Source organism: Rhodobacter capsulatus (assembly GCF_052363185.1).
Taxonomy (GTDB): Bacteria; Pseudomonadota; Alphaproteobacteria; order Rhodobacterales; family Rhodobacteraceae; genus Rhodobacter; species Rhodobacter capsulatus_E.
Map to the genome: position 1 here is coordinate 1036837 of NZ_CP198955.1, position 14602 is coordinate 1051438.

11 protein-coding genes, 1 tRNA gene and 1 pseudogene are annotated in these 14602 nt (G+C 68.5%); 1 reads left to right on the plus strand and 12 read right to left on the minus strand.

Annotated elements, in window-relative coordinates:
* Positions 1–8: 8 nt before the first annotated feature.
* Positions 9–2564, minus strand: a complete 2556-nt coding sequence (locus tag ACTTAG_RS05295) for a hypothetical protein (protein ID WP_444464492.1) — start codon at positions 2562–2564, stop codon at positions 9–11.
* A 182-nt stretch (positions 2565–2746) separates the two neighbouring features.
* Between ACTTAG_RS05295 and ACTTAG_RS05300 the strand changes: the two genes are divergently transcribed.
* Entirely contained in the window at positions 2747–4648 is a 1902-nt protein-coding gene (locus ACTTAG_RS05300; protein WP_444464493.1) for a putative bifunctional diguanylate cyclase/phosphodiesterase, read from the plus strand.
* A gap of 68 nt (positions 4649–4716) precedes the next feature.
* Here ACTTAG_RS05300 and ACTTAG_RS05305 read toward each other — a convergent pair whose 3' ends face one another.
* The 11 genes and pseudogenes from ACTTAG_RS05305 to ACTTAG_RS05355 all read right to left on the minus strand — a co-directional run bounded on the left by ACTTAG_RS05305 (position 4717) and on the right by ACTTAG_RS05355 (position 14587).
* The gene (locus ACTTAG_RS05305; protein WP_444464494.1) at positions 4717–5751 is read right to left on the minus strand and encodes a class I SAM-dependent methyltransferase; all 1035 of its coding nucleotides are present in this window, start codon (positions 5749–5751) and stop codon (positions 4717–4719) included.
* 153 nt (positions 5752–5904) lie between these two features.
* A tRNA-Ala gene (locus ACTTAG_RS05310) sits at positions 5905–5980 on the minus strand.
* Between the two features lie 83 nt (positions 5981–6063).
* Positions 6064–6507, minus strand: coding sequence for a thioredoxin TrxC (trxC, locus tag ACTTAG_RS05315; protein WP_444464495.1), 444 nt, complete (start codon positions 6505–6507; stop codon positions 6064–6066).
* A 55-nt stretch (positions 6508–6562) separates the two neighbouring features.
* Complete coding sequence (locus ACTTAG_RS05320) at positions 6563–7153, minus strand: thymidine kinase (protein WP_444464496.1); 591 nt, start codon at positions 7151–7153, stop codon at positions 6563–6565.
* Positions 7154–7222: 69 nt separating this feature from the next.
* Positions 7223–8569 (minus strand): DEAD/DEAH box helicase, encoded by a 1347-nt coding sequence (locus tag ACTTAG_RS05325; RefSeq protein ID WP_444464497.1) that lies wholly within the window; start codon positions 8567–8569, stop codon positions 7223–7225.
* Positions 8570–8801: 232 nt separating this feature from the next.
* Entirely contained in the window at positions 8802–9251 is a 450-nt protein-coding gene (dtd, locus tag ACTTAG_RS05330) for a D-aminoacyl-tRNA deacylase (RefSeq protein WP_444464498.1), read from the minus strand.
* The gene (locus ACTTAG_RS05335; protein WP_444464499.1) at positions 9248–10171 is read right to left on the minus strand and encodes a carbohydrate kinase family protein; all 924 of its coding nucleotides are present in this window, start codon (positions 10169–10171) and stop codon (positions 9248–9250) included. The genes dtd and ACTTAG_RS05335 overlap by 4 nt, the downstream gene beginning before the upstream one ends.
* A 54-nt stretch (positions 10172–10225) precedes the next feature.
* Positions 10226–11353, minus strand: a complete 1128-nt coding sequence (locus ACTTAG_RS05340; protein WP_444464500.1) for a primosomal protein N' (replication factor Y) - superfamily II helicase — start codon at positions 11351–11353, stop codon at positions 10226–10228.
* A 3-nt stretch (positions 11354–11356) separates the two neighbouring features.
* Positions 11357–12470: pseudogene (locus ACTTAG_RS05345) on the minus strand (SPFH domain-containing protein).
* A 9-nt stretch (positions 12471–12479) separates the two neighbouring features.
* Positions 12480–13424 (minus strand): DUF2927 domain-containing protein, encoded by a 945-nt coding sequence (locus ACTTAG_RS05350; RefSeq protein WP_444464501.1) that lies wholly within the window; start codon positions 13422–13424, stop codon positions 12480–12482.
* Complete coding sequence (locus ACTTAG_RS05355) at positions 13421–14587, minus strand: toxic anion resistance protein (RefSeq protein ID WP_444464502.1); 1167 nt, start codon at positions 14585–14587, stop codon at positions 13421–13423. Before ACTTAG_RS05355 ends, ACTTAG_RS05350 begins: the two co-directional genes overlap by 4 nt.
* Positions 14588–14602: the final 15 nt, after the last annotated feature.

Genomic DNA, 14602 nt, shown 5'->3' on the forward strand with positions numbered 1-14602 from the left:
TTTTCCGCTCAGAAGACCACGAAATCGGCCGAGGTCAGATCCAGATCGGCGGCCAGCCGCGCCAGCAGCACCCGCCCGCCCGCGGCCGAGCCGTTCGCGTCGTAAAATAGCCGCCCGGTGTCGCTTTCATAGATCAGCCGGTCATCGGCATCCCCGGCCAGACCCGTGGTGTTCACCACAAAGGCCCGCGCCGCCACCCGCCCCGGCGTCAGCGCGTCAAAGATCGCGTCCTCCAGCCGGATCGTGTCATCGGCCGGGGTGAAGTCGATCAGCCGGTCGACATTGTCCGCCGCGGGGGCGGTGTCGAAGATGAAGCTGTCCGCCCCCGCGCCGCCGCGCAGCGTATCGGCCCCGAGCCCGCCCGCAAGCCGGTTGGCCCCCGCATTGCCGGTGATCTGATTGTCCAGCGCATTGCCGCTGCCCGCCAGATTGGCGCTGCCGGTCAGGATCAGGTTTTCCACGAAGCGCAGGCCCGCCGTCGCCTGAAGATTGATGCTGACCGTGGCGCGCAGCAGATCCACCCCGCCGGTATCGGTGCCGTTCGCGGTGATCTCGATCACCCGGTCGGCCCGGTTGTCGACGATATAGGTGTCGTTGCCCGCCCCGCCTGCCATCGTATCGGCGCCGCCCCCGCCATTCAGCCGGTTCGCCGCGGCATTGCCGGTCAGCCGGTTGTCAAGCGCATTGCCGGTGCCGTCGATCGGGGCGGTGCCGGTCAGCACCAGCCGCTCGACAAAGGCCGCACCCGCGCCGAGGCTGAAACTGGCCGTGCTGCGCACCGAGTCAAGGCCGCCCGCATCGGCGCCGGCGCCGCGCGTCTCGATCACCCGGTCGGCCGGATCATCGACCAGATAGGTGTCGTTGCCCGCCCCGCCGCGCAACACGTCGCGGCCGGTGCCGCCATCCAGCGTGTCATCCCCCGCAGCGCCCAGAAGCAGGTCGTTGCCCGCAAAGCCAAGCAAGGCATCATCGCCCTGGCTGCCCGAGAGCGTGTCATCGCCGCGGCTGCCCGACAGGCGGCTGGCGAAACTGCCGCCAAAGATCACCGCCACGGCGCCGGTCGCGGCCGGATCGCCCGCCAGCCCCGGCGCCCCGAGGATCAGATCGCCCCGGCCGTCGCCGTTCAGATCGCCCGCCGCCGCGACCGACATCCCGACCGAGGCCCCCGCAGTCGTGCCCGGCAACGCCAGCCCGTCAAGCGGGTCCAGATCGGCCAGATCAAGGGTGCCGAAGGGCGCGGCCCCGGCCGCGACATTGCGCCCGAAGATCACCCAGGCGCCGCCACCGCGGCTGGCGGCGGCGCTTTCGCCCGGGGCGCCGATCACGATATCGCCGATGCCGTCGCCGTTCACGTCGCCCGCCGCGCCAACCGACCGGCCCAGGTCCCCGTTCGCGTGGGCGCCCAGGATGGCAAAGCCCTCGCCCGGGTCCAGATCGGCCAGATCAAGCGGGCCGAAAGGCGCGGCCCCGGCCGCGGTGTCGCGGCCATAAATCACCCAGACGGCGCCGCTCCAGGGGGCGCCGCCCTGCGCCAGGGGCGCCCCGATCGCCAGATCGTCCAGGCCGTCGCCGTTGATGTCGCCCAAGGGCGCCACCGCCCAGCCCGCCGCCGCGCCATCGCCCGGACCCGAAAGCGCAAAGCCGGTCTGGGGCGTCAGCGCCGCCAGATCGACCGGCGCGCCGGTCGGATCGGCGCGGCCGAAGATCACGAAGGCCGCCCCCGCATCCTCGCCCGTCGGTTGCGCCCCGGCAATGTCGCGGCCGGGGGCGCCAAGGATCAGATCCCCCAGGCCGTCGCCGTTCAGATCGCCCGCGCCCGCGACCGACCCGCCCAGCAGATCCCAATCCGCAAGGCCGGTGATGGCGAAACCGGCCCCGGCGGGAAGGCTGTCCAGCGACAGGCGGCCCAGATGCGACAGATCGGGGCCGCCGCGGATCAGCCAGACCGTGCCGGTATCGGTGCCCGTGCCGCCGCTTTCGTCGCGCGGAACGCCGATCAAGAGATCGCCCCGGCCGTCGCCGTCGACATCCCCCGCCGCCGCGACGCTGGCACCCGCCTGATCGGCCTCGCCGCCGCCCGCGATCCGCAAGGCCTGCGCCGCGGTGGCGCTGGCCAGATCGAGCGTGCCGCCCGCGCCGATCCCGGCCGCGCCGAAGATCACCCAGGCCGCGCCGCTGTCTTCGGCCCCGGCATCGCTGCGCGGGGCGCCGATCACGATGTCGTCGAAACCGTCGCCATTGACATCGCCCGCCGCCGCGAGGCTGGCGCCGAGACGGTCGCCCGCCGACGTGCCGCGGATCACGAAGCCCTGTCCGGGGGCACGCGCGTCCAGATCCGGGCTGACCGGCGTGCCCGGGGCGGCGCCGAAGATCACCCAGACCGCGCCCGCCTCGCTGCCGCCGGTGCTGTCGCGCTCTGCCCCGATCAGCAGATCGCCAAAGCCGTCGCCATTGAGATCCCCGGCCGAGGCGACAGTGCAGCCGAACTGCGTTCCTGTCACGCTGTCGCGCAGGACAAAGCCCTGATCCGCCGTCAGGGCCGAGAGTGCGACCTCGCGCGTCACCGCCTCCTCCCGCGCACCGACTTGTGCCGCGGCAAGTCTGCGCCGCTCTGCCGGTTCCGGCAAGGCAATTCTGACCCGATGCCCGCAGCGCGGCCGTGCGGGCAAAAACATCTTGCGCGTGCAAAGCCGGGGTCGCATCAAGGTTTTGGTCGCAACTCGGGTATATGCAGGGGGCGGGATCGGTGCCGGTCCCGCAACAGGAGGACTTCGGTGACGAGATCGCAAGCCGTCGGTCGATGCGCTGCCCGGCGCCCAGTGTGGGCGTGGCCGGGGCGGGCGTGGCCGGGGCGGTGCCGATGCGGCGGCGGGAGGGTGCGGCGATGATGGATTTCGCCTCCTGTCCCGGTGACGGTTCCGGGCCCGAGGCCAAGCGCCAGGATCAGGCCTGCGCGGCGGGGCAGGGGCCCTTGCGCGCCCGCTGGCTGGCGCAGATCGAACGGATGGCCGGGGTCGGCGCCTTTGCGCTCGACCCCGAAACCGGCGCGATCGAGGCCTCGGACGGCGTTTTTCAGCTGCTCGGGCTGGAGCCGGCGGCGGGCTTGACGCTGGAGCGGCTGCTGGAGCGGTTCGTGTCCGCCAAGCTGCGCCGGGCGCTGCGGGCCGATCTGGCGCGGCTGGCCCGCGCCCGGGCGCCGCTGGATCTGGAAGCCGTGCTGGCCACCCCCGACGGGGCGCTGCGCCGGGTGCGGCTGCAGGCCGAGGGCGAGACGGCCCCGGGCGAGGCGATGGGCGAGGAGGCGGGGGATGAAGCGGGGCGGCTGACCCGCATCGTGGGCGTGCTGAGCGACATCACCCGGCTGCACGAGGATCAAGAGCGGCTGTGGCAGGCCGCCAATATCGACGAGCTGACCGGGCTGGCCAATCGCCGCCTGTTCCACAAACAGCTGCAGGCGGCGCTGGCGGGCGGGCCCTTTGCGCTGGTGCTGCTCGACATCGACGATTTCAACGCGGTGAACGATTCGCTGGGCGCCGAGGCGGCCGATGCGCTCTTGCGCGATGTTGCGGCGCGGCTGGCGGGGCTGGTCGGTCCGGCCGGGGTGGCGGCGCGGCTGGGGGGCGACGAATTCGCCCTGCTTGTGCCCGCGGCCGCGGCCGATGTCATCGCCGAACGTCTGGCCAGCCAGGCCCGCGCGGCGCTGGCGCAGCCCTTCGACAGTGTCGCGACGCGGCTGACGGCCAGCATCGGTCTGGCCGCCTGTCCCGCCGATGCCCGCGACGCCGAGGGATTGTTGCGCTGCGCCCGGCAGGCGCTCTCCGAGGTGAAAGCGGCGCATCCCGGCACCGCCGCATTTCTGCGCGGGCCGCTGCGCGACCGGTTCGACGCCCGCCGCGCCGCCATCGCCTTCGTGCAGGACGCCGCGCGCGAGGGGCGGATTCTGGCCTGGTATCAGCCCAAGGTGCGGCTCGACAGCCGCCGCATCGCCGGTTACGAGGCGCTGGCGCGCATCCGCGCCCCCGATGGCCGGATCTGCGGCCCCGAGGTCTGGGGGGCGGCGCTTGACGATGTCGATTGCGCACGGCTCATCGACGGCAATGTGCTCGATGCCGTTCTGGCCGATCTGCGGCGTGCCGCGCCGCGGCTGATCCGGGTGGGGGTGAATTTCTCCGAAGCCTCGCTGCGGGGCATGGATTTTGCCGAACAGATCCTGGCGCTGATCGCGGCGCGCGGGCTCTCGCCCGGTCTGATCGAGCTTGAGGTGGTGGAAACCGTGCTTGTGGGGCAGCGCACCGGCACGCTGGCGCAGGGCTTCGCGCGGCTGCGCGCTGCGGGCATGCGGATTGCGCTGGATGATTTCGGCACCGGCTTTGCCTCGCTGTCGCATCTGCGTGATTTGCCGATCGACCGTATCAAGCTCGACAAATCCTTCGTGCTGGGGCTTACGGCCGATCACCGCAACGCGCCGATCCTGCGCGCCGTTCTGGATCTGGCCGCGGTGCTGGGGCTTGAGACCGTGGCCGAGGGGGTGGAAACCGAAAAGGCCGCCATCTATCTGCGCGGGCTTGGCTGCCTGGAGGGGCAGGGATACCGCTTTGGCGCGGCATCGCCCCTGGAGGCCCTGCCCCCGGCGGGCACGAGGCGGTAACCGCCTCATGCCGCATTGTTTATTGGATCCCGTCCGGTCTTGGGTGCCACCGGGCCCGGTGCCGCGGCTCAGCCCTGCAGCGCGCGCCGGTCGCGCCGCCGCTTGCGCCGTTGCCGGTTCCACAGCCGCAGCTGCCCGATCATCTTGCGCGGGTTCAACAGCAGGCTGCGCAGCGGATGCCGGGTTTCCTCGGCGACGATGTCCCATCGCGGGCGGCTCATGAAGGGGGTCTCGCCCAGCCGCAGCGCGACCGCGCGCATCAGCGCGGCCCGGTGCCGGTAAAACGCCGCATCATCGCGCGCGACCGGCGCCCGCGGCTTGCGCAGATGCGCGAAGAATTCGTGCCCCTGGGTCGGCATGATTTCCAGAATCTCGAGATCGACCAGGCCGAGATGGATCAGCTCGCGCAGATGCAGTTCGAACAGCTCGGGGAAGAGCACGCTGCAATGCGCGTCGGTGTAGTCATAGGGCGCCTGCAGCCGGGCCACGAAGGCCTGATATTGCGCCTGCAGATCCTGTTCGGGCACGAAACGCGCCGGGTCCTCGCTCAGAAAGCCGCCCGCTTCGGATTTTTCCGCGCCGCGCCAGTAGAAGGCGCGATAGGCGGCGCCGTCGAAAAGCGTCACCGGATCGGGCTTGTCGCGATCTTGATGGAAGGCCAGCAGCCAGTCCGCCAGCCGGGTCGGGAAGCGGAAATGGTCGAAACAGGCGCGCCCGTCCGGAATCGCCATGCTGAGCACGCCGCCCGGTTTCAGCGCCCGCGCCGCGCCCTGCAGGAACAGGACCGGGTTCGCCAGATGTTCGAAATTATGCGACGAGACGATGTGGTCGAACTGGCCCAGCAGGCCCTCGGCCTCCAGCACCGCGCCGATCCGGCAGGCATCGCCGACGAAGTCGACCGGCTCGATCTCGGCGATGCGGCTGTCGGGGATGAAGCTGTTCTCGCGCGCCCGCGCCCGCAGCGTCTCGGTGTCGAAGACGTCGAAAACCTTGACATTGCAGCCCGACCGCTTCGGCAGGGCAGGGTTGAAATAGGGGGCGATCTCGATCCCGGCGGCCGTCGGGTCCACATGTTTCAACAGCTGGTCGAGGCGCGAGGCCATGGCCGGTCTCTCCTGAAAAGGCGGCATCGCGATGGCTCGAAACGCCGGATCAATCTTGTGCACGCGGCGGCCGCATCCCCGCGACCGGCGTGGTCCGTGAACGGTCCCGGCGCCAGACCGCCCTGTAAAAACAACATCTTGCAGGGAACGGCTTGGTGGAGCTGAGGGGGATCGAACCCCTGACCTCATCATTGCGAACGATGCGCTCTCCCAACTGAGCTACAGCCCCTCGCCGTGGCGGGTGTTTCGCCCAAGGCGCGGGCATTGTCAAGCGCCTCCCCCGCGTTGCGCGCGATTTTTTTTCGTCCGCTTTCAGGGACGTGCCGCAAGCTTGCCGCGCACGAAGGCGACCAGATCGGCGGCCGGGCGGGCCCCGGCGGCGCGGGCGATCTCGCGGCCGTTGCGGAACAGCACGAAGGCGGGGATGCCCTGGATCCGGTGCCGCTGCGCCGCCACGGGATGGGCCTCGGTGTCGATCTTGGCCAGCCGCACCTGCCCGGCCAGCGTCGCCGCCGCCGACTGGAATTGGGGCGCCATCTGCCGACAGGGGCCGCACCAGGGCGCCCAGAAATCGACCAGCAACGGCACATCATCCCGTTCCGCCTTGGCCAGAATCGCCGGATCGACCTCCGTCACCTTGCCCGGCATCAGCGCCGCGCCACAGATGCCGCATTTCGGCCCGGCCGTCAGCCTGTCATGGGCCACCCGGTTCGCCTGCCCGCAGGCCAGACAGGTCAGCCGCAATGCTTCCGCCATGTTTGCCTCCATCATATTCGTCTTGCGGAATATATGGCCCCGGAGGCGGCGGGTTTCAAGCCTGCGGAGCCTCGCCCATGGCCGCGCGCCAATGCTGGCGGCACAGCGAGACATAGCTTTCGTTGCCGCCGATCTGCACCTGCGCGCCGTCGTGCAGCGCGCGTCCATCGGGCCCAAGCCGCACCACCATCGTCGCCTTCTTGCCGCAATGGCAGATCGTGCGGACCTCGCGCATTTCATCGGCCAGCGCCAGAAGCGTGGCCGAGCCGGGGAAAAGCTGGCCGCGAAAGTCGACACGCAGCCCGTAGCACATCACGGGCAGGCCCAGATCATCGACGGCGCGGGCCAGTTGCCATACCTGCGCCTCGGTCAGGAATTGTGCTTCATCAACAAAAACACAGGCACAGGGGCCCTGTTCAAGCCGTTTCTTGCACAAATCGAACATATCGGTTTCTTCGGTGAAACTCAGCGCCGCGGCCGAGATGCCGATGCGGCTGGCGATCCGCCCCGTCCCGGCGCGGGCGTCCAGACCTGCGGTGACCAGCAGGGTCTGCATGCCGCGCTCGATATAATTGTAGGAAGCCTGCAAAAGCGCGGTGCTTTTGCCGGCGTTCATCGTCGAATAGTGGAAGTAAAGCTTGGCCATGTCGCCTTTTGCGCCAGCCCGCCCGGCCGCGCAAGGGGCCGCGGGGGCCGCAGCCCCCGCGCGCCAGGGTCAGTGCCCGCGCTGGGCGCGCGCCGGGCGTTTCGGTGCGGCCTGACCGCCCGCGGGGGCATGCCCCTCGGCGCGGCCGCCGCGCGGCGCGGCGGATTTCGCGTCGGGCTTGCGCGGGGCTTTCGCTTCGCCGTCGCGGGCAGGCTTCGGCCCCTGACCGCGGTGCGGCCGCTTTTGCTGGCTGTTGCGCCCCGGCGCGGGACGCGAGCCGCCCTCGGCATGGGCTTCGCCGCCGATCACCGGGATCTTCGCCCCCATCGCCGCCTCGATCGCGCGCAGATCGCTCATCTCAAGCGGGCCGCAAAACGCCACGGCGCGACCATCCCGCCCGGCGCGCGCGGTGCGGCCGATGCGGTGGACGTAGTTTTCCGGAACGTTCGGCAGGTCGTAGTTGTAGACATGCGCCACCTGCGGAATATCAAGCCCGCGCGCGGCCACATCGGTCGCCACCAGCACCTGCACCTCGCTGGCGCGGAACGCCGAAAGCGCCCGTTCCCGCTGCCCCTGGCTTTTGTTGCCATGGATCGCGGTGACCGAAAAACCCCATTTTTCCAAAAGCTTGGTCAGCTTGTCCGAGCCATGCTTGGTGCGGTTGAAGACCACGGCCAATTCGCCCGGATGGCGCGAGATATATTCGGCCAGCAGCGCGGCCTTTTCGCCCTGGGTGGTGAAATGCACGCCCTGGTCGATCTTTTCGGCGGCCTTTCCGGGGGTGGCGACCTCGACCCGGATCGGGTCGGTCAGGTAACTGGCCGCCAGTTCCTCCATCAGTTTCGGCATCGTCGCCGAGAACAGCAGGGTCTGCCGCTCCGCCGGGATCAGCTTGGCGATCCGGCGCAGCGCGTGGATGAAGCCGATGTCAAGCATCTGGTCGGCCTCGTCGAGCACCAGATATTTCGTCTCGCTCAGCACCAGCGCGCGGCGTTCGATCAGGTCGATCAGCCGGCCCGGGGTGGCGATCAGCACGTCGCAGCCCTTGGACAGTTTTTCCGCCTGCACGTTCAGCGAGGCGCCGCCGACCACGCGCTGGATGCGCACCGGGGCACCATCGGCATAGGACGCCAGGTTGTCATGGATCTGCGTCGCCAGTTCGCGGGTCGGCGCCAGCACAAGCGCCCGCACGGTTTTCGGCGCCGGGCGTTTGCCATAAGACAGGATGCGCGTCAGCATCGGCAGGCCGAAGGCGGCGGTCTTGCCGGTGCCGGTCTGCGCGAGGCCCAGCAGGTCGCGGCCGCGCACGATATGCGGGATGCCCTGCGCCTGGATCGGCGTCGGCTTGGTCAGGCCAAGGCCCGCAAGGTTTTTCAGCAGCATCGGCGCAAGGCCGAGGTTTTCAAAGTTTTCCAAAGATTTCGTCTTTCGTGGCGCCAAAGGGCGCGCAGGCATGGATCCCCCGATGGCGGGGGAACGGCGGGCGGGCGGTGCGACTGGCACCGGGCCCCCCGCGTGAATGTGAGGCCAATCTGTCCGGCTCGTGCACGGGATGGGTGCGGCTGCTCACGCGGCAGCGAAGGCGGGACAGCGTTCACATGGGCGCCGCTGCCCCCGAAGTCAAGACAATCCGCGCAATCTTCACGATTCAGTTGCGGTCGGTGCTGTCCATCCAGATCGTCACCGGGCCGTCATTGACCAGGCTGACCGCCATGTCGGCGCCGAATTCGCCAGTCGCGACCGGCAGGCCCATTTCGCGCAAGATGTTCGAAAAGTGCAAGTAGAGCCGGTTGCCCTCATCGGGCGGCGCGGCCGTCGAGAAGCCGGGGCGATTGCCGCGCGTGGTATCGGCGGCCAAGGTGAACTGGCTGACGACAAGGCAGGCGCCGCCGATATCGACGACCGAGCGATTCATCTTGCCCGCGTCATCCTTGAAGATGCGCAGCTTGGCGATTCGCGCGGCAAGTTTCTCGGCCTCGGTTTCGGTGTCGTCCTGCATGGCGCAGACAAGGATCAGCAGCCCCTGTGAGATTTCTCCGGTAACACGTTCCTCAACCTCGACTTTCGCGCGGCTAACGCGCTGGATGAGCGCCCTCATTGCAGCTCCTCCGCCCAGGGTGGGTTGGCGCCTGCGCGGCTGACGGTGATGGCGGCGGCGGCATTGCCAAGCTTCAGGCAGGCCGAGATCAGCGCCGCATCGGCGGCGGCGACATCGGCTTTGGAAAGCCGTCCCGCCCGGTCGAGCGCAGCCAGGACACCCGCGTTGAACGTATCTCCCGCGCCGACGGTGTCCACCACCGTCACCCGGTGCGCAGGTTCGAAAAGAGAAAGTCCAGCGCTGAAGGCATGCGCCCCGGTGCCGCCTTCGGTGACGAAAATCAGCTTCGGTCCGCGGGTCAGCAGACCGCGTGCCAACGTCTCGATCTCACCCGGGCCTTCAAGCCAGCGCAGATCCTCGTCCGAGAGTTTCACGATGTCGGCCAGCGCGATCATCCGCGCCAGGCGCGCGCGATAGGCGGCTTCGTCGCGGATGAAACCGGGGCGGATGTTCGGGTCAATCATGGTGACGCGGCTGGCCGCTTCGCGCGCCATCAGCGCCTCGTAGGTGCCGCCGCAGGGATCGACGGGCAGCGAGATGCCGCCGAAGAACAGCGCCTGAACCGCCGCGGGAAGCACCGGAAGGTCATCGGGCAAGATCATCCGCCCGGCGGTGTTTTCATCGTAAAATGCGTAGCTTGCATGACCATCGACCAGCTTGACGAAAGCCAGAGTCGTCGGCCGGTCAGAGCGGATCGCCAGGCGCGCATCGACGTTCGAGGCGGCCAGCGTCTCGGTCAGCGCCGCGCCGAACAGATCGGTCGAGATCCCCGAGAGAAACCCGGCCCGCACCCCCAGACGCCCCAGCGCGATCGCCGTATTGAAGACCGACCCGCCCGCATAGGGGGCAAAAGCCGCTTCGCCCGCCGTGCTTTGCCGCGGCAACATGTCGATCAGCGCTTCGCCACAACTCAGGATCATCCGTCCCTCCCCGTTTGGCGAGACATAGCGCCAAGCGGGGCAGGGTGCAATAATTCAGTATTGTTGAGCATTGTAGAACCAGACCCCCAGGCCGATCGCAATCGCCGCCAGAACGACCGCAAAGGCGATCTTCCAGGCCGACCAGGGCCGGTCGCCGCGCACCTGCCCGGTCTGGGCGTTGACGACGAAGCGATAGGAGCGGTCGCGGTATTTGTAGGCGGCGGTCCAGATCGGCAAGAGGATGTGTTTGAAGGTCTCGGCCGCAAAATCGGTGTCGATCGAGGCCACGCGTTGTTCGTCGCCGCCGATGTCGCGGCGCACATCCATGTCGATCACCCGCGCCATCTCGCTGCGGGCCTGATCGTGGCCGTCGGAAAGATCGACCGTATAGCCTTCGGCCTCGAATCCGGCAAGATAATCAGGGCGATAGGGCGTCAGCGCCGACAGATCCCAGGGCTGCAGCGCCGCCATATAGGCAGGCGGTAACGAGCGCGAGGCATAGATCACCACATCGTCGAAATCGCGTGCGACCCGGCCTGCGACCGGGGTCCAGCGTACATGCCGCACCTGCTGGCTGCGGGTTTCCGTGCGGCCGTTCACCTGAACCTGAACCTCTTCGGTCTCGTAATAGGCGTCGCCCCGCGCACCGGTGTAGCGCGAGCGCGTTTCGGCATCGAAGGTCCAGAACGGCGCATAGACGCCGGTCATCTTGCGCCCCTTGCGGGCATATTGCGTCAGCCCCGAAGGCGCGAACCAAAGCCCGGAAAGCCATTTGCTCAGCGCCGCATGGGCCTGCGCTTCGGTCAGGGCGAAAGGCACCACGCCCTGCGGCTTGATCAGCCGTGTCAGGCCGGTATCGAGCACCACCGGAGTTGCACAAAACGGACATTGCACCGCATGATTTGCCCCGGTGATCTCGATCAAGGCAGCACAATTCGAACATGTGAGCGTCCGGCTGTCCTGCATCGCCTCGGCTGGCAAACGCGCTGACAACCCGACCTCGAGGGGGAGTTCCACCAGCCCCGAGCGCCCGCGTCCCAGGGCGCGCGGGATCGCCTGTTCATGGCCGCAATGATCGCAGACAAGCTTTTCCTGACCCGGGGCAAAGCGCAGATCGGCGCCGCAGGCCTCGCAGGGGGTGTGATGCTCGGTCTTGTCGCGGGACACCTTGGGCAGGGCCATGGCTTACACCCCGGGCGGCGGGGGCGGCGGGGTGGTGGCGAAAAGGGCGGCCAGATCCGGCACCTCGGCGGCCGCCTTCCAGCCCTCCTGACCCGGGGCCCACACAAGGCTTGTCCGGGTGAAACCGCCCGCGGTGATCATTGCGGCGAGCTGCGCGCGGCCAAAGGGGCCGGTGGTCTGCCCGTTCGCCGCCACATGCCAGACGGCTTCGACGGGCGGCGGCGGGGGAGGGGGCGGTGCGACCGCGACCGCGGCGGGAGCGGCGGCGGGCGCGCCCCCAGGGCCCGGCGGCCAGGCCCATGCCCATCCCGGCGCCCATGCCCATCCCCATCGCCGTGCCCATCGGGCTGCCCGGCTGCGCCACCGCCTGCGCGGCGTTGAACTGCATGTAACGGTTCAGATCACCCACGATCCCCATCGAGGTGCGCTGATCCAGAACCTTTTCCACCTCATCGGGCAAGCTGATGTTTTCGATGTAGAATTCCGGGATCGACAGGCCATAGGCCGCAACCACCGGATCAATGGCGCCCGCCACCAGCTTGCCCATGTCGGCCGTGTTCGCCGCCATGTCGAGCACCGGGATCTTTGCCCCCGCGACAACGCGGGAAAACTCCTGCACGATCACGTTGCGGATCTGGAAGCTGATCTCGTCCGCGGTGAATTCGCCATCGGTGCCGACGATTTCCCGCATGAAAACAGCAGGATCGACGATGCGCATCGCATAGGTGCCAAAGGCGCGCAGCCGCACCGGGCCGAATTCCGGATCGCGGCAGGTCACCGGGTTCTTCGTGCCCCATTTCAGATCGGTGAAGCGGGTGGTGTTGAGAAAATAGATCTCGGATTTGAAGGGCGAGCGGAAGCCGTGATCCCAATGCTGCAGCGTCGTCAGGATCGGCATGTTGTTGGTTTCAAGCTGATAAAGCCCGGGCCCGAAGACATCGGCCAGCTGGCCTTCGTGGACGAAAACCGCCGCCTGCCCCTCGCGCACGGTCAGTTTCGCGCCGTATTTGATCGCATGCCCCTCGCGTTCGAAGCGCCAGACCATCGTGTCGCGCGTGTCATCGACCCAATGGATGACGTCGATGAATTCGCCGGTGAGGAAATCGAGAATGCCCATGGGGTCCCCCTAGCTGCCGCCGGTCAGTTCGGTGGCGATATCGGTGATGATCGGGCGCGCTTCGGCCTCGGTCATGCCGGGGCGCAGGCGCGGGTCGTAAAGCATCCGCAACAACAGCTCGTCGTGCCGGGTCAGCAGCGCGAATTCCTCGTCGTCATTGAAGACCGAGGGCCGGGCATGCGGATAATCGTTCGCAAGTCCAAGACCTTGCGCCAGCTCTTCATGCACACAGGAGCGCCGCAGCAGATCGGGGTGTTCGGCGCGGATCACCGCCACGGCATGGTTGTAGGCGGGGGCGGCGCCCTCGGAAAAGGCGAAGACGACGCAGAAGGTCGCGGGCGCCAGATTGGTGATCGCCGAGACCGAGGCGGCGTCGATGCCGGGCACCATCTGCATCAGCCGCGGCGCCAGCGCCCGGCGTTCGTCCTCGTTCACCACCAGAATGTCGAAATTCGCCCCCTCCGTCACCATCGAGACCGGATGGCGGCTGGCACTGGCCAGTTGCCCGGCATAGGCCGAGATCAGCGCCCGGTCATGGGCACGCTGCGCCAGCGGCACCGAGTCGCCGAAACTGACCGACATCCGCACCGGAACCTCCCAGCGGCGCAGCCGCGAGGCCCGGGTTTGCGCGATGTAAGTTCCTGCAAAGGCGGAATATTCATCGTAAAGCGCGATGTGGATGAAGTTGTCGATCAGCTGATGCGTGGCAAAGGGCGCATCGCGCGGCGCGACATCGACGCGCATCAGCCCGCGGCTGCGCAGCGTCGCCTCGACCTGACGGTAATAGGTCTCGGCGGCCAGACTTTCGGGGCTGCGCGGGCTGACCGACACCGGGGCGGGCGGCGCCGGTTCGGGCCGGGGCGAGCTTTCCAGACCGCGGCCCGGCCAATCGACGCAGCCCGACAGCGCCGCGCAGAGCGCCAGCACCCCCGCAAGCCTTTGACCTTGCGTCATTCCTTGCCCTGCACCGGCTTCGCCCGCGCCGAAGACAGGGTCTCGCGCAGCGTGGCCTCCAGCGTGACCAGTTCCGCTTCGGCCTCGGCGCGATGGCGCTTGCCCTCGTCGGCGATGCGCAGGCTGTCCTCGATCGTCGCGATCAACTCGGCATTGGCGCCGCGGATCGCCGCGATGTCAAAGACCCCGCGTTCCATTTCCGTGCGCACCGTCGCATTGGCCTCGCGCAGGGTCTTGGCATTCGCCGCCAAAAGCTCGTTCGTCAGATCGGCCGCCTCCTTCACCGCTTTCGCCGCATCGGCCGAGCGCTGGATCGTCACCGCCTGCGCCAGCTGCGTTTCCCACAGCGGCACGGTGTTCACGAGCGTCGAATTGATCTTGGTGATCAGGCTCTTGTCGTTTTCCTGCACAAGCCGGATCGAGGGCAGCGACTGCATCGTCACCTGCCGCGTCAGCTTCAGATCATGCACGCGCCGTTCCAGATCGTCGCGCGCGGCGCGCAGATCGCGCAGCTCCTGCGCGCGCAGCATCTTGTCGGCCTCGGGCGCGGCGGCGAGGGCGGCTTCCCTGGCGGGGATGTCGGTGCGGTCGGTCTCGGCGATCTTCGCTTCGCCCGCGGCGATGTAAAGCGCCAGTTCGTCGTAGAATTTCAGGGTCTTCTCGTAAAGCCGATCGAGCGCCTTGATATCGACCAGCAGCCGCTGTTCGTGGCCCAAAAGCGCATCGGTGATGCTGTCGATCTGGCCCTGCACCTCTTCGTAGCGGGCGACGAATTTCGCAAAAGGCGCGGCGCGGCCGGTGATCTTGTCCCACAGCGAGCGCTCGCGGCGGACATCGAGTTCCTCCTCGGAAAAGCCGCGGATCGTCGTCACCAGCGCCGAAAGACTGTCGCCCGCCGCGCCCAGATCCTTGGCGCGGACATCGGCCAGCATCTCCTGCGAGATCGCCTGCAATTCCACCTGCGCCTTGGTGCCGAACTGGGTGATCGAGCCGCTGTCGCGCAGGTCGATTTCCGCCATCCGGGCGCGGATCGCCTCGGCCAGGGGCGGGGCCGCCTCGGCCAGCGGCACCGGCGGCGGGGCGGGCTCGGCCAGCACGGTCGCGGTGACGGTTTCAATCTCGGCAAGCGCTCTGGCGGCCTCGGCGCGGACGGTCTCGGTCATGCTTCCCCCCGTTGG